This window comes from Qipengyuania algicida (genome assembly GCF_009828025.1).
Taxonomy (GTDB): Bacteria; Pseudomonadota; Alphaproteobacteria; order Sphingomonadales; family Sphingomonadaceae; genus Qipengyuania; species Qipengyuania algicida.
The window spans coordinates 105,784-126,271 of sequence record NZ_WTYA01000004.1 but is presented as its reverse complement, the minus strand read 5'-3'; the positions used below and the strand labels follow the sequence as shown (position 1 = coordinate 126,271).

Genomic DNA, 20,488 nt, shown 5'->3' with positions numbered 1-20,488 from the left:
CCAAGGGCTTGCTAGGACATGAGCGATGAAGACCGAGCTCGATCATCTTCCCCCGCAAAAGCAGCGCGAGATCGAGCGCGTGGTGCAGCTGATCTTCGAGGAGTTCGACGACGCCTTCGCGCTGGCGAAGCACGAGTGGAAGAAGGCCGGACGAATCCTCAAGGTCATCCTCTATGGCAGCTATGCCAGAGGCACCTGGGTCGATGAGCCGCATACCGCCAAGGGCTATCAGTCGGACTATGACCTGCTGCTCATCGTCAACGACAAGCGGCTTACCGACCGGGTCAAGTACTGGTCGAAACTCGATGACCGGCTGATGCGCGAGTATGGTGTTACCGGTACGCTCAAGACCCCGGTCAACTTCATCGTTCACACGCTCCAGGAAGTGAACGATGGTCTGGCGCACGGACGCTACTTCTTCATGGATGTGAAGCAGGACGGGATCGCGCTTTACCAGTCCGATGATACCGAGCTGCACACGCCCAAGCCGAAGACACCGACACAGGCGCTGGCGATGGCGCAGGAGTATTTTGAGGATTGGCTGCCAAGCGCGTCAGACTTCTTTGACGGTTATGTTGACGCCAAGGCGCGAGGGAAATTCAAAAAAGCTGTCTTCGATCTTCACCAGTCTGCGGAGCGTATGTATCACACGGTCCTGCTGGTCTGCACCTTCTATACTCCGCACGTCCACAATCTCGGCTTTCTGCGCACGCAGGCCGAGCGGATCGACCCACGTCTCACCTATGTCTGGCCGCGCGAAACCAAGCGCGACCGCACGCGCTTCGAGAAGCTCAAGGAAGCTTACGTCAAGGCGCGCTATTCCAAGCATTACCGCATCACCAGGGACGAGCTTGAATGGCTTGGTGAGCAGGTCGAGGAGCTGGGCCGCGTTGTGCATGAGGTCTGTTCTGAGCGGCTTGAGAAGTTGAATGCTGAGGCGCGATTAAAGCCGGACCGGGCTAGAGGTTACAGTTAAGAATTGGACGGCAGCTAACCCCGATCCCAGATTCAAAAGCCGACATTCCGGATACGACACCAAAACTGTCATAGCGCCAAGTCTGGACGCCTCCCGATTGCTGACACGGCAGCCTATTGCATTTTTACCCGAAAGCGGTCTTACCGGGCACGACCTACTTGTGGAAGCTATTGAAATGGGTCAGCATAGGTAAATGCTCCGCGCTGCTCCACTTTCGATAGTTCTTGGGCTGACGGTTCTTACAGCGATCTGGGTTGAAACTGTTCACCCAAATGACATCGACCCTCCAGTGCGCCTAGAGAGGCAAACTCAAAGAAGCCAGGCAGATATTTTGAACTGCCCAGCTGTGACCGCATTCTTTAAAAAATATGGTCTGGTCCAGATAACTACGCGTGGGGGCAATGGCTATCACCTTAAGACCTACGTCAACCAGCGCAACAGTCCGCGTCTCGTCATTAAACAGCATGATGGGAAGAATATGCTCTCCATTCACATGTTTGAAAGACTGACCCCCGACGAGACAAAACAGATCACAAATTGCACTGTCTAATGCCGTTTGGCTGAGTTCTTGCGCGTTCATGAGGGATAGGCAGCTAACCCCAACAAATCGGCCATTAGCACTGACAGTTAAGCTGCCCAATTTCAGACATAAACCTCACTTCACAGCCATAAGCTGCGAAGGGAATGCAGTCGCCAGATTCTCGGCTTCAGCACCAACCAGCCAGGCTTCGTAACTGTCTTCCTCCAGTATCACCGGCATCGCCTTCGGGTGCAGCGGTGCAACCAGCGCATTGGGCTCGCAGGTCAGAAACGCGAAGACCTTGCCCACGTCGGTCTCACGCCAGATGCCTGCAAACGCCGAGACAGGTCGTGAGGGAACCGAGAACCAGTATTCCTCGCGTCCCTTCTTGGGTTCGGCAAACTCGGTGAACGGAACCAGACATCTTTGCTCCTGCGCGGTTAGCATCGAGCGCCAGAAGGAACTGGAGAGGTTACGAACATTGGTGATGTGCTTGGTCACCGTCGAACCGGGGCGCTTGCCCTTCATCATTAGCGGTACGCCCCAGGTCATCGTATCGACAATGCGCTGCCCGCCTTCCTGCCGCACGGCATAGGCTTTGCGCCTTGGCCACACATCCGTGTCGGGCACCTCGTCCAGATCGGCAAAGCTGGCCTTCTCGATCGCGGCCCATTCGCGCATCTGCGTTTCAAGATTTCGGTAGTGGTTGCACATGGGCAGCATGTTTCCGGCGCTCGCCATGCAAATGTCAAGTGAAGTGCTGCCCCATGTTCGCTATATGTTCCACCTCTCGATTCGGAACCGGACATGCGCAAACCCACTCAGATCGAACGCCTCTACCTCGACTTCGACGGCTTCTTCGCCTCGGTCGCGCAGCAGGTGCGTCCTGAGCTGCGCGGGCGTCCGGTCGGGATCGTGCCCTTCTCCGGCGGCAAGGCATCTTGTGTCATTGCTTGTTCGAAGGAAGCCAAGGCGCTCGGCCTGTCCAATGTCATGCCGGTAGGCGAAGCAATGGCAGCGTGTCCTGAACTCGTGCTCGTGCCGCAGGAGCCGCACCTCTACCGCCGCGCGCACAATGCCCTGCTGGCAGAGATCGAAAGCGTCGTTCCCATTGATGCGATCAAGAGCATCGACGAGCTGACCTGCAAGGTCGACCCAGACCAACGGCATTACCCTGAAGATCTCGGGCAAGCGATCAAGCGCACCATTGCCGAGAACATCGGGCAGCATATCACCTGCTCGATAGGCTTTGCTGCCAATCGCCAGTTAGCCAAGATCGCCTGCAAGCAGGACAAGCCCGATGGGGTGACGATTTGGTACCCGGACGACATGCCGGGACCGTTGTTGACGGTGCCGCTTAGCGACATCCCTGGCGTCGGCGCCAATATGGCCAAGCGGCTGGTGCGAAGCCGTATCCACTCGACACAAGATCTCTACGAGACCGAGCCCAAGCAGATGCGCAAGATATGGCGCAATGTCACCGGCGAGCGGCTTTGGTATGCCCTGCACGGTTACGACATACAGGCACCGGAGAGTAAACGGGGCATGTTCGGTCATGGGCGCGTGCTCCCCCCTGAATGCCGCTCGCTCGACGGTGCGCGCGGTATCTGCCGCGTCCTGCTGACCAAGGCGGCACGCCGGCTGCGGCGGGAAGGCTTTTATTGCTCAGGCTTGTGGCTCTGGCTCGACCATGGCGCAGGCAATTGGGGCGGTAAGCGCATCCTGCCGACCGTGCATGACGATCAGGCGTTGCTGAGCGAGTTCCAGGTGCTGTGGGAGCAAGCCTCCTCCCAGCTTCCGCGCCGACCCACGATCTACAGGATCGGCGTCACGCTGTTCGATCTGTCCCCTGCCAACAGCCGGCAACTCGATTTCCTGCTGGCCGATGACAGCGAGCGTCAGCGATGGGAGGCGATCAACACCGCCATCGACCTGCTCAACTACAAATGGGGCAAGACGGTTGCCAGTGTCGGGTTCTGGCCGCGCGAGAACCTCGAAAACATCGGCGGCAAGATCAGCTACACGCGCATTCCCAGCGCCGAGGACTTCTGGTGATGGGCAGCTGGAAGACCAAGCTTCGCGCTGCCGATCTGCCCTCTGACAGCAAGCTGGAAGCGGTGTGCCGATCCTGTGGGCATGTTCGCTATCTCACCCGCTCTTATCTGGTGGACGAGCGTCATGCCGGGCATCTCTATATCGATCAGATCGAACGCCGGTCACGGTGCCGGGTGTTGGGCTGCAAGGGCCGCATGAGGCTGGCGATGATGCACAAGAGCCAGACCAGCGGGTTTGTTGGGGGGATGGCGTAGGTATGGCGAATGAAGGTCAGCGAGCCCTCAGGAGCGAACTTCGGAGCGCAAAAAACTGTAATCAGCCTTCGACGTTTTCCAGAAGCGCCCCGGTTATCATGCCAGCGAGTGTTTCCTCCGCGCGCCTGCGGGTTGCGTCATCACGCGCTGCCAGATCGCGTCGAAGCCAATCGGGAAGGCGTTCGACGACAGTAAGCACTTGCTCTTTGGGATCATCGTTCATCAATTCAATAGTGACATCAGAACTGCATCGCCGCAAGGATTCTGACTATATGCTGCCATGGGAAAATCGCATTTCGAGTGATCGATTTTCTGGAATAAACTAGCCAATTTGATGCTCTCACCCAGTTTAAATAATTGTCCGTAAGTGTCTGATAATGATGTTGATTGGGATAGCGAGATAAAAGCACCGCCGTCGCTCGGGGTGCAGGTGGTTGGTTTAGTTGCGGAATTTGCGACGGCTTACGAACGGACCAGCTGGCGCTCGATTCGGATTGTCGTGGAACTTCAGTCGATCATGCGACGGCTTTCCCATTTCAAGAGATCGTCTTATCCAAATAGCGTTCTGCAATGGTCGTTCACCCGCATTCACCGAGACGCTGACCCGTCCTTATTTACATGTTTGAACTGTCCCGCTGGAGCGCATCGTACAATCGGCGGTGTTGGCGCAGAAACGTCATGTGGCATCAGTTACCCATCGCGAACGATAAGGGTCGTGATGGCGGGCCGGTCTGCTCATCGCGCAATGTCCCCCCAGGTCGGTCCGTCATCACTCAATAGACGAAAGGATCGAGAGGCATGCCATCAGCCAGCACGACAGAACATCTTCGTGAGCAGCGTGAACGCACCGCCATCGAACCGATTGCCATGCGGGTACCGGAGGCTTGTCATTACCTGGGTATCGGGCGCAGCACGCTCTATGTTCTGATCGCCAAGGGTGAGGTCGAGATCATCAAGCTGGGAAGCGCCACACTCGTGCTCACAGCCAGCCTCAGGAAGCTGGTCGAGAGCAGGCGTGCCAGAGCCAACCAGCCGCTCGAAGACGACGGACGCTGAGTATGCACCCTGCCCTCACCCAGGCGATCGTACTGGCAGCCATTTCGAAGCTCCCAGAGAACACCAAGCGGCAGCTAACCTCGAAAGTTCAACAGCGCCGCGATCGGGCCGAAGAGGTGCTCAGCGCCAGCATTGTTCTGACGCTGTCGCAACGCAGGTGAGGCTCAAAGCTTACTTGTCCGAAGCGCAAGCTTTGCACTCGTTTCAGACATTGCACCGTATCCGGAATGCTCTGCGATAGCGGTTGTCGTTATGTTGATTATCGGGCCACCGCAATGATGGACGTTCGATAGTGAGCGGACTTGAACGGGCCATGTCCGATGGCAGCTATGCGCCCCATAGGCAGTCGTCCAAGACGCTGACGCGTTGGCCCGAAAGCTGCCGTTTGTTCAGCTTCGGTCACGCGTCAGCAAAGCGCCCCATCTCGGTCATTGGTGCTTCACTGTAAATTTCCCGATAGCGGACATCTCGGGCAGCGTATTTAAGTGTCAATTAATCGCTACGCCGAGCTTCGACGACCGAGTGTAACGAGCTTGGCTAATGGTCAGGTCGAGATCGCCGTCCAGGCGAAAAACTTGAAGCGGAAGAGTCCCACTCATACCTCAGCTATTAAACATCGACGGCTTTCCCCGTCGAAAAGGATACGCATTGGCCTAACTCTAATCCCAGCTGGCGCGAAGCTGGGTCACCTCATGATTATTTGACTGCCATAATCGTCTACATCTCTTCCTTCCAACCGACGCGTATCAATAGCCAGTTTACGGGATAGGAGGTTACAAAGCCGGCCAGCATGGCCAATTGCATGGCGAACCAGAACTCAGGAGAATTAACTTCCGCGGTGTTCCCAAAGCTCCTCTTAAACCAGAGGAACTGGATAAAGGCCATCCCGCCATACATCCCGACTTGCCAAGACGTTATCGAAGCCGTGTCGGCCTTAACGGCAGCCCAGATCCCTTCTCCCACTGACAAGTCGCGCATGGGTTTAATCGTGTAATACTGGAAAACGACGCCCAGAAGATAAGCGAGTATGAAATCGAGAATCCAGACCGCAAAGATCTTTTCATCCGTCCAGCTATGCCAACCGAGCCACACTGCGATGGCCGGAAAGCCGAATGCGGCCCACTCGGCCACAATGTCGCCTAAGGCGCATCCAGCGCCGCAATGACTGGAACCTTTCCCGACCATCACGGGAAAAGGCGGTTTCTGTTGGTCGGACTTGTCGTTGGCGGGTGCTCGTCCCCACCGATAATAAGCGCCGAGCCACAGCAAGCTACCGAAAAGAGCGGTAACGGGCCAAACGATATTCATGATCCACATTTTCTGCGGTCGTCGAATCTCGTCTACGGCTATAATCGCGGCACAGACGCCACCTAAAAACAGGCTAGCGATAGCCACAGTGTGAAGCGATGCGGGGAAATGATTCATGTTTAGGGTGAAGTGGCACTCAGTTAAAAAGGGTGTCTCGGAATTCCATACTGGCGGTCTTTTTACTCAACCCGCTCACTTTTCAGATGTTCCTAAAACCAGGCGCGCAAACCGATTACTAAGCTAGTGGTACTGGCGCTGTCGCCTCTGGCGTGGGCATAGTCGGCGCTGCCCCCCACTTTCCATTCCTGCGCAATGCCGACATAGGGAGCGAACTCCCGTGCGAATTCGTAGCGCAAACGCAGACCGACTTCGGCCCGGTCGAGTCCAGCACCTATTCCAAGTTCAGGGATATCCTGCGCCGCGAGATTGAGCTCGGCGCGCGGCTGCAGGATCAGCCGTTGGGTTATGCGTTGATCGAGCTCACCTTCGATACGGGCGGTCAGCTCGCCCTTGGTCGAAAGGAACGCCTGTGCGCTGGTTTCGAATTGGTAGGGCGCAAGACCCTGAACTCCTACAACCGCGTAAGTGCGCGTCGGGCCGACGAAGTCGTGTCTTGCACCTGCCTGCAAATCGAACCACGGGCCGATGGCGTGACCCCAGAGAGCCTGCACTTCGGCTCGTTCCGCTTTCCCACCAAATGTTCCCTCGCCCTCGCTGCGTACGACCAATTTATCGATATCGCCACCATACCAGGCTTGTCCTTCCCAGGCGTAGCCGTCCTTACCTTCGTGTGCCTTGTATTCCAGGCGATCGATTAGAACCTTGGCGAAGGTCTGGCCGCCGTTTTCGCTGCGCAATTGCTCGCGCGACGCGCGCATCGCTTCGGCACCCCAAATGCTATCGGCGGCGCGAGCGGGACCGGTCCCAGCCTCTGGCGGCGGCGGGGTTGGTTCGGTCGGCGCCTCTGCATGGTTGCCCATGCGCTGCATGTGACCCATTGCCGAGTGATCCATATCCGGCATTTTTGCTGCAGCTTCATCAGCCGCGCCGTGGTGTTTCATCTGAGAGTGTTCCATGCCGGTCATCTTCGGGATCGTCTGCTGGTCGGCAGAAGGGTTCTGGCGGGCTGCTGCAGAAGGCGATGACTTGGGCCGGGCGGTGTGATGGCTGGGCGTAGCGACCCGCCGTGCTGTAGCCGGAGCCAGCGCTTTTGGCTTGGGGCGGGACTTTGCCTTTGGCTTCGACGTGGCGCTGGGCGATGGTGCGGGCATCGGCATCGTCATGCCGTGCATATGCTGATCCTGAGCCAGTGCTGGGCTGGCAAAGGCAATCGCAACGGCAGCAGTGGAGAACGACAGGAGGCGCCTCATGCGGCATCCTCCCTCGGCGCCGCAACCGAGACAATCTGAAACATGCCCGCGTGCATGTGGTAGAGTAGATGGCAATGAAACGCCCAGTCGCCCGGCTCGTTGGCGGTGAGATCGAACTCGGCGATCCCGCCCGGCTGCACCACGACCGTGTGCTTGCGCGGCTGACGTGCAGCTTGTTCACCGTTGACGAGCTCGAAGAAATGCCCGTGCAGGTGGATCGGATGCGCCATCATGGTGTCGTTCACGAGCTTTACCCGGACACGCTCGTTGTTGGCAAAGCGGATCGGGTCGTCGCTGACAGCTGAAAATTTCCGACCGTCGAATGACCACATGTAGCGGTCCATGCTGCCAGTAAGATGGATTTCCAACAAGCGCGAGGGAACCCGTAGATCCTTATTCGGCTCGAATGCGGCAAGTTGCTTATAGTCAAGCACGCGATGCGCTAAATCAGCGAGACCTATCCCAGGATCACCCATGCGATCGACCGGATGCATCGCGACCATCCCAAGGCCGGGGCTTACTTTAACCGTCGCTGGCAATTTGGACGTGTCGCGCATGGACATGTGCCCCATGTCCATCCTTGCCGTCGGCTTTGCGGCTTCACCGCTGCTATGTGCCATGGAGCCATGCTCCATCCCGCCCATCGCCATGCCATCATTCATCGACTTGTCTTGGCTTTTGCCGTCGCTCATGCCCATGGTGCCCATACCCATGTCGGCCATCGTAAGCAGCGGTGGATCGCGAAGCGCCGGGACCGCGGCACGCGCGCCCGGCTGCGCAGCGAGCGTCGCGAGTGCCATGCCGGATCGATCCATCGCTTCGGCGACGATTGTATAGGCCTGCGCGGGGCCTGGCTCGATCAAAACATCGTAAGTTTCGGCGACGCCGATCTGGAACTCGTCTGTTTCCACTGGGCGGACATTCTGACCGTCTGCCGCGACCACGGTCATCGGCAGGCCGGGTATGCGTACATTGAAGAAGGTCATGGCCGAGCCGTTGATAATCCGCAGGCGGATCCGTTCTTTCGGCCGGAATGCGAATTCGAGGCCCTCCTCCGGTCCGTGACCATTGGCGAGATAGGTATAGGTCGATCCGGTCACGTCGAGAATGTCGGTCGGCATCATCCGCATCTTAGCCCATTCGCGGCGCTGCTTTGCGGTCAGCGGATAATTGTCGGTCCAGCTCGTTTGCTGGTAGTTGAAGTAGCCTTCGCCCTTCTTCAGCTTTTCGAAAATCGTGTGCGGACTGAGCGGAGAAAACTCACTTAGCAGCAACACATATTCGCGGTCCGCCTGCACCGGATCGCTCCCGGCCGGATCGATGACGATCGGACCGTAATGCCCAGCTTGTTCCTGTAGGCCGGCATGGCTGTGCCACCAATACGTGCCGGCCTGACGGACCGGGAATTCCGCCGTGAATTTACCGCCTGCAGGGATGCCGGGAAAGCTTACGCCAGGAACACCGTCCATTTGAAATGGGACTAGTAGTCCATGCCAATGGATAGAAGTGTCGGTGTCGAGCGTGTTATGGACCGTAAGGCGGGCTGTCGTGCCTTCCTTTAGCCTCACCAGCGGTCCGGGCACGCTGCCATTCACCGCGATGGCATGGCCGGAACGCCCTTGCACCGATCGCGGTCCTTGACCGACGGTGAGATTGATAGATGAGCCGCTTACCTCGTCGAAGCCTTCACGCACCAATCCGTCAGTCACATTCGCGCCGCGCGCCCAGGCAGGCATTGCACTGACCATCCCGGCAAGACTAGCAGCGGTAGCGCCTCGTATAAGAAAGCGGCGCCGATTGATAGAGATAGTGCTCGAGTGCGAAAATGTGCTCATGCCGATCCCTACGAACGAGACCCGACTATCCCTCAAATTTTTTCAACATTTTGCGCAGTCGCTTACGCGCTCGATAGATTCGCATCTCGATCGTTTTCTCGGTCACACCAAGCAACTCAGCAGCCTCGGAATGACTGCGATCATCGACCGTCACAAGAAGCAACGCTTCGCGCAGTCTGATTGGCAATTTGTCGATCTCTGCTCGAACTGTAACAAGCCTTTCCCGAGCGCTGACAGTTTGTTCGGCGTTGGGCTCATCGCTGATTAACTCAATGCTTTGGCCAACCTGGATCTCGCCTGATGATCCGATATTCAGGAAACGACGTAGGCCACGCCTTCTCAATCGATCGCGGCATTGGTTGAGAACAGCTGTCGTGAGATAGGGTGTAATAGCTCTGGTTGGATCGAGCTTAGCGCGCGATACCCAAATCGAAGCAAGCGCGCTTTGAACAGCATCTTCAGCATCTGTTTGCGAACCCGTCATGCGTCTTGCGAGCAGCAGCAGACGTGGCAAATGCGGTGCAACTAGATCGCTAAACGCCCGACGATTCCCTTCTTTAACCTTCTCGACATTGGTGCCGGATTGGCTGCGCTGCCCCCGCACCTTCTATCAGTCGCCAGGCTTGGCCGTAAGTGAGGCAGCTACCTCGCGGTCGAAGCGCTCCTGCTGAGCAGGAGTGAGCAGAGCGCGCATGGCGAACACATGTCTCACCGTTGCCTTCTGAACGTCACCCATTCGCGCATGCACCTGGTCAATCGCGACCGCGACTTTGGGCCCGTATTGATGCTCTTCGCTCATGGCTGCTCCCAAATTGGCGTTGGCGGCACGCAGGGAGAGATCGAGTTGGCGTTTTTGCACGGCAAACTTCGCTTCGAGCTGTTCAAGCTTTGCATTTTGTTGGGTGTCGAGGTGGAGTTCATGATGCACGAAGGCATGCAAGCTGCGAGGTTTTTCGCTATCGCGCCAGTGTCCGGCAATAACCGCACCAACGCAACCCGCCACTGCTGCAAGAAGTACTGCCAGGATTACATGGAGGCCGCCGAACTTCATGGTTGAACGTGCAACAATGCCGCCGGCGAGAGATCGGTGCCCTCAACGAGTTGGTAGCCTGCCGTTTGCGCTTTGGCAGGTGCCTGTGTCACGCCGAATCCTGCTCCTAGTCCAATCATCGCCATTGCCAGGAAGAAAACCGACCGATTGCGTCGCTGCTTAGCTTCTTCGAGGCGGCCGGCAAGAAGCCACACGCCATCCATGAACCCGTCCGGAAGCACGGCGTTTCGTTCCGACCCGAGAACGGTCAATGCGTCATTGAGGTCATCCTCTTCGAGCATTACGATATCTCTTACTCCTTTTGACGTAGGTACGTCTGTCTTTCGCATACCCCTCAAATTTTCCGAGGGATAGCCAACTGGTCTGCGTAATGGAGTGCATGAGCACTACTAACCGTTGTGCCCTGTGCTCCGAACGTTGGTTTGCAGTGCGGGCAAATCAGTTTTCAGAGTTTGGGCTCGCGAGGATCGAAGTTAAGCTCGCGACTATGCCATCGGTCGAAGCAAGTGCCATCGTAAGCATTCCTTGCACATCCAGCAAAAAAGGAGAGTCATAATGAAAACCGTTGCTTCAATTGTAGCTGCTGCACTGTTTGCAGTGCCAGCCATCGCTCAAAATGAGCATTCCGTGCCGGCCTCTAAACCGTCCGTTGGACCATCTGAAACGCCGCAAGCGTGCACAATGATGCACCATGGAATGAAAATGCGTGGCATGATGATGAAGGGCAAGGATGGAAAGATGTCCTGCCAGATGATGATGGATCACTCGACGATGGCCCAATCGAAGATGGATCATATGAAAATGCCGTCCGAAAACCCGAGTGCCGAGCAATCCAGCCCTCAGCCGCAGTAGGACGGCACCGATGCTAGACGCGGCGGGCCTCTGTTCCATTGTTCAAATCCCGTTCGTGGATTGAAAATTTCGAACTGGCCCCTGCAATCGATAGACCCGCGTCGGCTAGCGGGCCTGCTTTCTTCATTGACGTCAGTATTCGGCAGCATGCCGGGAGAGCGCAACACATGACCAGCTATGTCTGTCCGATGCATCCTGAAGTGGAACAGTCTGAGCCAGGTGATTGTCCGAAATGCGGTATGCACCTCGTGGCCGATAGCGAAGAGAAGTCGGAAGAGCGACATAGCCCCCCGTACCGCCGCTCCACCTCTTCGGGATTGGCGTCAGTCAATGGTCGTTACGATCAAGTGCCAGCAGGTTATTCAGGGCCGATTTATACCTGTCCGATGCATCCGGAAGTTCGTCAGGCCTATGCCGGTTCGTGTCCTATTTGCGGGATGGTACTGGAACTGGAATCGGGCTCGATGATCGACGATGGCCCCAATCCTGAACTTGTCGATTTCACGAGGCGGTTCTGGGTCGGTGCGGTTTTAACTGTTCCGCTTCTGATCCTCTCGATGGGGCCGCTTATTGGACTTGGTGCGGCGCGCGAAGCCCTCGGCGAGCGCACTGCGTTATGGGTCGAATTCGCGCTTGGCACACCGGTGGTCTTGTGGTGCGGATGGCCGTTCATGGTGCGGGGTTGGAAATCATTCCGGACTCGAAACCTCAATATGTTCTCGCTAATCGCGATGGGCGTCAGCGCGGCCTTCGTCTTCAGCATTGTCGCATTACTCGCGCCAAACATTTTCCCATCCGGCTTCCGTAACGCTGAGGGCCATGTGGGAGTTTATTTCGAAGCGGCGGCGGTTATCATCGTTCTGGTACTCCTGGGTCAAATGATGGAATTGCGCGCTCGCGAAGGCACTGGAAAAGCTATTCGTGCGCTGCTTGATCTCGCCGCCAAAACAGCAACCCGGATCGGCGAAGATGGACAGGAAGAGCAGGTGCCGCTGGAGACGATCGCAGTCGGAGACCGTTTGCGTGTCCGACCCGGCGAGAAAGTTCCGGTCGATGGCGTGGTCGTCGACGGGCATTCCTCAGTCGACGAAAGCATGATTACAGGCGAGCCTCTTCCGGTAGAAAAGATTGTGGGTGATCCGCTTACTGGAGCAACGATCAACGGAACCGGGAGTTTAATCATGGAAACCCGGAGGGTCGGCGCCGACACAATGCTTGCGCAGATCGTGGAGATGGTCGCTGCGGCGCAAAGATCGCGAGCCCCGATCCAGAAATATGCCGACAAGATTGCGGGTTGGTTTGTGCCGGTCGTCATCGGCGTTGCCATTTTTGCGTTTGTTAACTGGGCGATCTTTGGCCCTTCGCCTGCGCTCGCCTATGCGCTCATCGCGGCCGTGTCCGTCCTTATCATTGCCTGTCCTTGCGCATTGGGCCTCGCGACGCCGATGTCGATTATGACGGCCACCGGACGCGGAGCGCAGGCGGGCGTATTGATCAAGAATGCCGAGGCTCTCGAACGTTTCGAGACAGTCGACACGCTGATCGTCGACAAGACTGGCACACTCACCGAAGGCAGACCACGTCTTACGGCGGTTGTGGCCTACGGCAATGAAAGCGATGATAACATACTGCGATTTGCAGCTTCGCTCGAGCGAGGTTCGGAACACCCGCTTGCCGAGGCAATCGTAGATGGAGCCAACGAACAAGGCCTCATTCTTGAGGACGCCAGCGACTTCGATGCTCTGACCGGCAAGGGTGTCAAGGGAACCGTCAATGGACGGACTGTCGCGCTAGGTAACAGTGCCATGCTTGAAGAAATGGGCTTGCACGACAATGACCTGGTCGAACAGGCTAATGTCCGGCGCGATGCCGGCGAGACTGTGATGTTCGTGACCATCGATGGCCGAATCGCGGGACTTTTAAGCGTGGCAGATCCGGTAAAGGAAGCCACGCCGGATGCCCTCAAAACGCTTCACTCGCTGGGGCTGCGCATTATTATGGCAACAGGTGACAATGCGCGAACAGCCAAAGCGATCGCCGCGCGACTCGGGATTGACGAGATCCGCGCCGACGTTCTTCCCGAAGACAAGGCTCGGATCATTCGCGATCTCCAAAACAAGGGAGCCAAAGTTGCTATGGCGGGTGATGGCGTGAACGACGCTCCCGCTTTGGCGCAAGCTGATGTCGGTATAGCAATGGGAACAGGTGCCGATGTTGCCATCGAAAGTGCTGCAATAACGCTCGTAAGTGGTAATCTTGACGGTATCGTGCGTGCACGCCGCCTAGCGCAGGCAACGATGGGCAACATCCGTCAGAATCTGTTCTTTGCGCTAATCTACAACGGTGCCGGCGTGCCGATCGCAGCTGGAGTACTATATCCGGTAATTGGCCTTCTAATCAGTCCAATGTTCGCAGCCTTCGCCATGAGCGCATCATCGATCTCGGTCATTTTGAACTCCCTCCGCTTGCGATCACTGACGCTCTGACTGAGTGCAGCTGAAACAACACTATCAACTCGAACCGGAGAACATAAGGCATGCCACAATCGCGATTTCGGTATCATTTCCCAAGCCTTCGGTTCGTCGGGATTTCAGTCCTGCTTGCGGTGTTGCTTGTGGCCGCTTTCATTTGGTTTGGGTTCTACAATATCGGGGCTGATGCGCCGCATAGCAGGCCTGTTTACGCGCTACTCGAGAGCCTGCGTGACCGCTCGATCGCGGTTCATGCACGATCCGTGAAAGTTCCTGACAACCTTTCCAGCCCAGGACGAATCGCCGCCGGCGCAGGTCTCTATGGCGAAATGTGCCAGTCCTGCCATCTTGGCCCCGGTGTCGAGAAGACCGAGATTGCTCAAGGTCTTTACCCCAGGGCTCCGGAACTGGCAAAAGGCATCGATCTAACGCCAGCGCAGCAGTTCTGGACCATCAAACACGGAGTAAAGCTCACCGCCATGCCGGCATGGGGCAAGACCCATCCCGATCCGCTGATCTGGGACATGGTAGCGTTTCTTCAGAAACTCCCCAAAATGACCACGCAGCAATATCAGCAGGCTATTGCCAAAGCTCCCGAAGATCATGACGAGATGATGAAGGCGCTATCCGATCACCACTGATTCTGGCTGATGGTCCGCTCACCCTTATATCGTGCCAAAACTCGTCTGTCTGGAAACGGCCCACAATCATTTATCAGCGGAAGATTGTAGAACTTGTCTCGCCATCACAAAGGCTGATTGCCCGACCGTCCGACATGTACGCTCCGCATAGACGCAGCGTTTCTATTCGGACGACCTAGGCCCACGACATGGACGCTCCGTCGGATGAATTTCTTTCTCCGGAAAATTTCAGGTGCAGCTTGCTGACCAGTTTCATGTCGGCACGACCAAACCCGCTTGCGCCCGTATCGACAGCAAATGTGAACGGACCTTGTCCGTTCACGCTGGCTTGCACATATACTCTGCCATCAATGACGCGGATTGGGATGTCTACAAGAGCCCCCGCCTTGGCCGAATTGACCAATGTGCATGCTGACTTCTCGACACCACCAGAGGGTACCATTGATGTCGCTCCGGCAGCATTGCCTGTGAGGGATGATATGGCGGCAACGCTTGCGAGCATGATTGCGAAATTCACCTAGGCTCTCCGGTCAATGTGTATTATAAAGATAACACACTAACCAATGGCCCTGTCAACCAGGCGTAGAGACATTGCAGAAGCGCACCGATTGCGAAGATTCACGTTCTAGAGTTCAGCCCAACCGTAGTTGCAAGCGAGCGCCAGGGCGAATGGCAGCTCTTAGAAAGCTAATCCGTAGTCGCGAAATATGCTCTTGTCGGCGACGACTGCCGCGGCGCTTTTGACAACGGTCGAACCAGCCCAATCGAGATCTGTTGGGAGCGCTGGCAAGCCTCTGGCTTCGGCTCAATCCATGGGGATCGCGAGCCAACCACAAATGGCACTGAAGCTATCGAATTGGGGTCTTCGAAATTGCCGGCATATCGAGATAATGAGCGATCCACTCCGCAAAGAACGATATCCGCGTACTTGCAAAGGTCTGTCCGCAGACACCCTGTTTAAAGGTCCCCGCGCGAACAGCCCTGACATCTGCCAGCGATCCGTCGAGACCATGGGTCACGCCTACCAGTGTCCATTTACCTTCGAACTTGATGAGAACCGGCCCGCCGCTATCGCCACCAGCGATAACTCCTTCCAGCGGCAATGCGTTCGTACCGCAATCGAACACATACCGAAGCCATGGACCATTGGCATCGGTAATTCGGTTCTCAGCCTCGCGAAGTTCGCCGCGATGCGGGGCATTGTCCGGCGCGCCGGTCAAATCGGTCCCGGTGGCCCCCTTGCCGATGATTTCCGCGACCGCACCTATCTCGGCTGAGCCGGTGTAATACGGTAACGGTTTCACATCTGAGACCGGCGCCTTCAACTCCAGAAGTGCAATATCCCGCAAATCGCTCATTGCTACACTATACTTCTTCATCCAGGCGGCTTCGTCGAACACATTGTTTTTGTCGAACAAGGGTTTGAACATCGCTTTCCAGGCTGAAGCGGACTATTCATAGCCGGGGTAAAGGATGATACGAGCCACCGCGCGACGTTTGCCGTTAATCGTGACGAACCAATCCTTCGGATGGTCCTTCATATATCTCACAGCATGGGCGGCAGTGACCACCCACGCCGGAGCGATCAAGGTTCCATGCCCTTCATAAGGCAGGTCTGCCAAAGCCGGTATCGCCTGCGGATCGACCCGATAGCGTGTGTCGCTAACGTCGTTCCGCCTGACAATGGCCGAGGCCGGCGCTGAAAGAACCGAACATATCCCCAATGCCCCGATTACAAAAAACTTGAGTTTCGGTGGCATCGTAAGCTGTCCTTCTCGGCAATTGCCGCTTTCTGATTATCAGTTAGCCGGCAGTTGATTTGCCGTATTATGGATGCAATACAGTAAGTCAAACTTTGCGCGTAATCGATGCGTTAACGAAGCGGAATGAATGCTTGAAACGAACAACTGAGATTGGGAATCTGCTTGGCATGCATATTTTGCGTCACCTGATTTCGGGGGCAAGAATGAGCGCTTAAATCGATAATATGCTCGGCGGCATCATCAGAAATGATGCATCACCCGCGAACTGCAAAGTCAGCCCGCTCACTTGCATTAAGTTCTAACGGATACCGACCAGCATGAGAAAGATTAGTTTACTTGCCTATTCCCCATATGCGCCGCCAACGAGACGATGTTGAATGCGAATTGGGTAGCAAGGATGCCAAACTCACGAACGGTCAACACATAGTTTATCAAAAAGGCATTTGGTTCGGTACCAAAGACAGAGTCTTTGGTATCATAACGACCGTTCCAAAATTCTGTCGCACCGACAGACTCAGTTATGGGTTGCCCTCCAGGCACCCATCGAGCCAAGGTAGACATCCAGTCTCTCGAACCCCTTGCTGCCAAGCCATCCCGCGGCGACGGTCGCCCGCATTCCGCTGGCACACATGAGCGTGTAGTGCCCACCAGGATCGAGCTCGCGATAGCGGTCGTTAAGTTCGCCAACGTAAATGTGTTGGGAACCCTCAATAGCGCCCTGAGAGCGTTCGTCAGCATCCCTCACGTCGAGTAGCGCCCAGCCATCTTCGTCATCTCGTAGTCGACGCTCGACTTCATCGCTCCCTATCATCGGAATAGTCAGCATCATCCTACCCTGCGCAGCGGCGGGCACGACGCCGACATATCCGCCCACTATATTGTCCAGCGCAATCCGCACGAGATGCATCGTGGCAGCTTTGAGCTGATCTTCGTTCGAAGCGACAAGCGCCACGCTCTCGCCTTCGCGGATAAACCATCCCGCAAACGCGGAAATCATGCCGACAGGCAGATTCATCGATCCGGGAAGATGGCCGGAAGCAAAGGCAAGCGGCTCGCGCACGTCAACAAGATGATCGACGTCGATATCGCCCAATTCGGTTAGTGACAGGCGCTTGGGCCGTAAGGTCCGAGGTGCGGCATCGCCACCCTCCAGATTGAGGCGCTCCATCAGCCGAAAATAGGGAGGCTGGTAGTGGTTTTCCCCGACCTTGAAATCGATGAAGGCGTCCCGGCTCTCGAACTGCAGGCGCGGATTGTTTGCGCGCTCGTGTCCGAGCGTTGAGAATTCGCGCTCGGCCATGCCCGAACCACAGACCGAACCTGCCCCGTGTGCAGGGTAGAGTATGACGTGATCCCCGAGAGCCAGGATCTTCTGCAGGGAATCGTAGAGCAAACCAGCGACCTCGCGCTTGCGATCGGGGTAAAAATCTGTGCGACCGACATCGCCGACAAACAGTGCGTCTCCGGTGAACACACCGACCGGTCCATCGGGATAGGCCGTGTCGTGAAGCACGAAAGCAAGATGGTCGTCCGTGTGCCCCGGAGTCTCCAGCACCTTGATTTTCAGCTGGCCCATGTCGAACTCATCGCCTTCGCGGGCAGTGTCAGCGTATTCGACAGCTCCGGCAGCATTTGGACCATGAAGAACGCGCGCTCCGGTCAACTCCTTGAGGATTGGAGCACCGGACACGAGATCCTCATTGCGATGGGTTTCGAAGATGTGCGTGATCTCCAGCCCCTCAGCACGCGCCATGTCGACATAGCACTCACAATCGCGGCGTGGATCGATGACAGCGGCCTTGCCCCCTGAGCCGATGATGTAGGACAGGTGGGACAGGCCCGGCGTCTTGATTTTTTCGAGCAGCATGGTGCCTCCTTCAGATAGTAAAAGCAGGACCGGCGCGAACCGATCCCGCTTTCAAAAGATTCGATGAGGTATTCCGCTCAATCCATTTTCACCGTTCGCAGATATGGGCGTAGAGTGGTGAAGCCCTGTGGTAAGCGGGTTTTGTCGTCTTCGTTGGAAACCGAGGGAGGGATGTCGCATAATCTCGCTGAACGAATGGCCGCTTACGACGATCCAGATCGAAACACTGGAAGACCGCTATGTCGGCAAGACCCACCAAAGCAATTGATTCATCGGAATGTCGGCATTCCCCAGTTGGTCACCTGAGACCGGACAGTCAGCAACCGGCCCAAGCAGCGACATTCTGGGCGTTACCTCATCGGTCATTGGGACCGAGGAGAAATGCAATGGGATACTCACGTTTTGATACAGCCACGCGGCGTCGTCCGGCTTGGAATGCTGGTAAGAATGTCGGCACCAAGCGTCCGCTGACGCAGAAGCAGATCTGGGCGATCCGCTTTCATCTCGATCGCGAAGGCCGATTGAGGGACAAGGCTCTTTTTGATCTTGCGATCGACAGCAAGCTGCGGGGCTGCGATCTGGTGAAAATCAAGATCGGCGACGTGTTTGCGGGTGTCGACATCCGCAATCGAGCAACCGTCATCCAGCAGAAGACCAGCAGGCCGGTGCAGTTCGAAATCACCTGCGACGTTCGAGCCACACTGCTAGCATGGCTCGAACGCCGAGGCGGCTCTACGACCGACTATCTGTTCCCCAGTCGTGTTGACCCAGCGGGCCATATGAGCACGCGACAGTATGCTCGGCTGGTCGATGAGTGGGTCACGGCGATCGGGCTGCGCAAGGCGGAATACGGTACGCACTCGCTTCGCCGAACGAAGGCAGCCATGATCTATCGCGCTACCGGCAACATCCGCGCCATCCAGATCTTGCTTGGTCATTCGAAGATCGAGAACACGGTGCGGTACCTTGGGGTCGATGTCGAGGACGCTTTGCTCTTAGCTGAGCGAACTGAAATCTAGACGACGAAGCGGTCGCTCGGCAGTGCTGATCGACCGCTTTCAGGTTGTCTCGCAAATGCGCTGATTGACCGACGTGTCGGGGGGAGTGGACAGGCCGGCTCCGGCCGAATGCTGTAGATAACAGACGTTCGCTATGGCAGATCGGCGACATGAGCGATCTGCCAGTGTGGCCTGCCAAACTGACGCGGGAACAGCAAAAAGCGGCGAAGCAGCGTGGCAAAGACTTTGACGCCGCGCTGAAAGTTATGTCACGGGCCGCTGGTTGGCGTTTCGCTCGCGGCGAGGTTGTCCAGCAGACTAGGGACTGGTTCATTAGCATACTGCCGTCCCCGCTTTGGGAGCGCGGCGCACTTGTCCGCATGACGGTGAAGCCGATGGCATTGGACCCACTGTTTTGGGAGATCGTGGGCCTGATCGAGAATGAAGCGCTGCCATTATCTTTTCGCGCAACCGGCGCATGGGTGCTGCGTTCGCCATTTACGGAGGATCACGTTGGGCTGGACAAAATGCAAGTGCGGCCGCTTGTGACCGAGGTTGTTGGCTAGTGCAGTCAACGAGCCGCCGAGGTACTTCAAAGCATCTCCACAGCATCGATGCTCGCCATGCTGCCCGACGAAGAGCATCTTCGCGGGCAGCACCGAGCTTTGGCTATTTGTCTTCGCATCATGACGGATGATCTAGATGGAGCCGCTCGTCTTTGCCGGATAGATGATCCTTATACCCACCCTTTGATGCGGGAGGCAGGAGGTTTTACCACTCACAACAGCGACGGCTCAATCTCCACATTTCTCGACCAAGCTCGTGATTGGATTACTCGCAAACGGCGGGAGGGGCTGCGCTTGGCCTAGGCTCAGGTCACTGTGTGGTCTGCTTTGGGAGGGGGCCTCCAGGCTCTCTTGCGTCCGCTATGTTGGGGCTGTTGACCGAGTCATCGACACGATCGAGCGGCAGCTTTTTCAATTTTTCCGGTCGGAACCGGACAGTCAGAAGACGGCCCACTTGCTGCCACTGCGGAACAGCTGCTTGGTAGAGGAGCACCTAGCTAACCATCAACAATTGGGCACGCATAAGCATGGACAAGATAGGCCGATTCTGGCAGACAAAACATGCTGGAAAATTGGTATCTGGCTCGTGTGTGTGGTCCCTAGTGTGGGAACTGGTTTAGCGACAGATTGATAATAAAATTATTTCAATTCATTAGGTTGTGACTTATCAAGTCCACCCTGTCCGCCAATTTCAAGATGGGGCGGTTTCCTTCATATCCATCTCCTCTTGCCTTGCAGATTTGCGCAGTACGGCGAGGTCTTCTTCCAGACCGCCATCGCGGTCGCCGTCTGGAAGGTCAGGCACCCCTTGCGGATCGTCCTTGATTTCAAATTCCATTGGCTCTCTCCTGAGAAGGATAAGCCAAACAAGTCATTGCGGTTCCTTGCCCCTCATCGACCGCCGA

General features: G+C 56.5%; 23 protein-coding genes. 9 read left to right on the top strand and 14 right to left on the bottom strand.

Going from position 1 to position 20,488, the window contains the following annotated elements; translation table 11 throughout:
• The first annotated feature begins 25 nt into the window (after positions 1-25).
• Positions 26-976, top strand: coding sequence for a HEPN domain-containing protein (locus GRI58_RS06565; RefSeq protein WP_160752788.1), 951 nt, complete (start codon positions 26-28; stop codon positions 974-976).
• Between the two features lie 295 nt (positions 977-1,271).
• On the opposite strand, the gene GRI58_RS06560 is transcribed toward GRI58_RS06565, so the two are convergent.
• Positions 1,272-1,556 (bottom strand): hypothetical protein, encoded by a 285-nt coding sequence (locus tag GRI58_RS06560; protein WP_160752787.1) that lies wholly within the window; start codon positions 1,554-1,556, stop codon positions 1,272-1,274.
• Positions 1,557-1,631: 75 nt separating this feature from the next.
• Positions 1,632-2,237 carry an SOS response-associated peptidase family protein gene (locus GRI58_RS06555; protein WP_237452148.1) on the bottom strand — a complete coding sequence of 202 codons (606 nt, stop codon included), beginning with the start codon at positions 2,235-2,237 and terminating at the stop codon, positions 1,632-1,634.
• A gap of 66 nt (positions 2,238-2,303) precedes the next feature.
• Here GRI58_RS06555 and GRI58_RS06550 point away from each other — a divergent pair, with 66 nt between their 5' ends.
• Positions 2,304-3,551 (top strand): Y-family DNA polymerase, encoded by a 1,248-nt coding sequence (locus GRI58_RS06550; RefSeq protein WP_160752786.1) that lies wholly within the window; start codon positions 2,304-2,306, stop codon positions 3,549-3,551.
• A complete protein-coding gene (locus GRI58_RS15415; protein WP_202386851.1) occupies positions 3,551-3,805 on the top strand; it encodes a hypothetical protein in 255 nt (84 codons plus the stop codon). The genes GRI58_RS06550 and GRI58_RS15415 overlap by 1 nt, the downstream gene beginning before the upstream one ends.
• Before the next feature lie 61 nt (positions 3,806-3,866).
• Here the strand turns inward: GRI58_RS15415 and GRI58_RS15410 are convergent, their stop codons facing one another.
• Entirely contained in the window at positions 3,867-4,028 is a 162-nt protein-coding gene (locus tag GRI58_RS15410) for a hypothetical protein (protein ID WP_202386850.1), read from the bottom strand.
• A gap of 575 nt (positions 4,029-4,603) precedes the next feature.
• On the opposite strand from GRI58_RS15410, the gene GRI58_RS06545 reads away from it, so the two are divergent.
• Positions 4,604-4,861, top strand: a complete 258-nt coding sequence (locus GRI58_RS06545; protein ID WP_160752785.1) for a helix-turn-helix domain-containing protein — start codon at positions 4,604-4,606, stop codon at positions 4,859-4,861.
• 717 nt (positions 4,862-5,578) lie between these two features.
• Here the strand turns inward: GRI58_RS06545 and GRI58_RS06540 are convergent.
• The 6 genes from GRI58_RS06540 to GRI58_RS06515 all read right to left on the bottom strand — a co-directional run bounded on the left by GRI58_RS06540 (position 5,579) and on the right by GRI58_RS06515 (position 10,706).
• Positions 5,579-6,178 (bottom strand): DUF4396 domain-containing protein, encoded by a 600-nt coding sequence (locus GRI58_RS06540; RefSeq protein WP_237452147.1) that lies wholly within the window; start codon positions 6,176-6,178, stop codon positions 5,579-5,581.
• Between the two features lie 200 nt (positions 6,179-6,378).
• A complete protein-coding gene (locus GRI58_RS06535; protein ID WP_237452146.1) occupies positions 6,379-7,539 on the bottom strand; it encodes a copper resistance protein B in 1,161 nt (386 codons plus the stop codon).
• Complete coding sequence (locus GRI58_RS06530) at positions 7,536-9,374, bottom strand: copper resistance system multicopper oxidase (protein WP_160752783.1); 1,839 nt, start codon at positions 9,372-9,374, stop codon at positions 7,536-7,538. The genes GRI58_RS06535 and GRI58_RS06530 overlap by 4 nt, the downstream gene beginning before the upstream one ends.
• A 25-nt stretch (positions 9,375-9,399) precedes the next feature.
• Positions 9,400-9,978: a sigma-70 family RNA polymerase sigma factor gene (locus tag GRI58_RS06525; RefSeq protein WP_160752782.1), complete on the bottom strand. Its 579-nt coding sequence runs from the start codon at positions 9,976-9,978 to the stop codon at positions 9,400-9,402.
• Between the two features lie 6 nt (positions 9,979-9,984).
• A complete protein-coding gene (locus GRI58_RS06520) occupies positions 9,985-10,425 on the bottom strand; it encodes a periplasmic heavy metal sensor (RefSeq protein WP_160752781.1) in 441 nt (146 codons plus the stop codon).
• Positions 10,422-10,706, bottom strand: coding sequence for a hypothetical protein (locus GRI58_RS06515; RefSeq protein WP_160752780.1), 285 nt, complete (start codon positions 10,704-10,706; stop codon positions 10,422-10,424). The genes GRI58_RS06520 and GRI58_RS06515 overlap by 4 nt, the downstream gene beginning before the upstream one ends.
• A gap of 274 nt (positions 10,707-10,980) precedes the next feature.
• Here GRI58_RS06515 and GRI58_RS06510 point away from each other — a divergent pair, with 274 nt between their 5' ends.
• The 3 genes from GRI58_RS06510 (at position 10,981) to GRI58_RS06500 (ending at position 14,389) form a co-directional block, all read left to right on the top strand.
• Positions 10,981-11,277 carry a hypothetical protein gene (locus GRI58_RS06510; protein WP_160752779.1) on the top strand — a complete coding sequence of 99 codons (297 nt, stop codon included), beginning with the start codon at positions 10,981-10,983 and terminating at the stop codon, positions 11,275-11,277.
• Between the two features lie 167 nt (positions 11,278-11,444).
• Complete coding sequence (locus tag GRI58_RS06505; RefSeq protein WP_202386849.1) at positions 11,445-13,763, top strand: copper-transporting P-type ATPase; 2,319 nt, start codon at positions 11,445-11,447, stop codon at positions 13,761-13,763.
• Between the two features lie 119 nt (positions 13,764-13,882).
• Entirely contained in the window at positions 13,883-14,389 is a 507-nt protein-coding gene (locus GRI58_RS06500; RefSeq protein ID WP_337190905.1) for a c-type cytochrome, read from the top strand.
• Between the two features lie 175 nt (positions 14,390-14,564).
• Here GRI58_RS06500 and GRI58_RS06495 read toward each other — a convergent pair whose 3' ends face one another.
• From GRI58_RS06495 to GRI58_RS06480, 4 genes are all read right to left on the bottom strand, one after another.
• A complete protein-coding gene (locus GRI58_RS06495; protein WP_160752777.1) occupies positions 14,565-14,906 on the bottom strand; it encodes a hypothetical protein in 342 nt (113 codons plus the stop codon).
• A 331-nt stretch (positions 14,907-15,237) separates the two neighbouring features.
• Complete coding sequence (locus GRI58_RS06490; RefSeq protein ID WP_160752776.1) at positions 15,238-15,789, bottom strand: trypsin-like serine protease; 552 nt, start codon at positions 15,787-15,789, stop codon at positions 15,238-15,240.
• A gap of 51 nt (positions 15,790-15,840) precedes the next feature.
• Positions 15,841-16,149 (bottom strand): serine protease family protein, encoded by a 309-nt coding sequence (locus tag GRI58_RS06485; protein WP_160752775.1) that lies wholly within the window; start codon positions 16,147-16,149, stop codon positions 15,841-15,843.
• A gap of 517 nt (positions 16,150-16,666) precedes the next feature.
• On the bottom strand, positions 16,667-18,019 hold the full coding sequence (locus GRI58_RS06480) for an MBL fold metallo-hydrolase (RefSeq protein ID WP_160752774.1): 1,353 nt from the start codon (positions 18,017-18,019) through the stop codon (positions 16,667-16,669).
• 386 nt (positions 18,020-18,405) lie between these two features.
• Here GRI58_RS06480 and GRI58_RS06470 point away from each other — a divergent pair, with 386 nt between their 5' ends.
• Entirely contained in the window at positions 18,406-19,038 is a 633-nt protein-coding gene (locus tag GRI58_RS06470) for a tyrosine-type recombinase/integrase (RefSeq protein ID WP_160752773.1), read from the top strand.
• 149 nt (positions 19,039-19,187) lie between these two features.
• The gene (locus GRI58_RS06465) at positions 19,188-19,583 is read left to right on the top strand and encodes a hypothetical protein (protein WP_160752772.1); all 396 of its coding nucleotides are present in this window, start codon (positions 19,188-19,190) and stop codon (positions 19,581-19,583) included.
• A 691-nt stretch (positions 19,584-20,274) separates the two neighbouring features.
• Here GRI58_RS06465 and GRI58_RS06460 read toward each other — a convergent pair.
• Entirely contained in the window at positions 20,275-20,421 is a 147-nt protein-coding gene (locus tag GRI58_RS06460) for a hypothetical protein (protein ID WP_160752771.1), read from the bottom strand.
• Positions 20,422-20,488 lie beyond the last annotated feature (67 nt).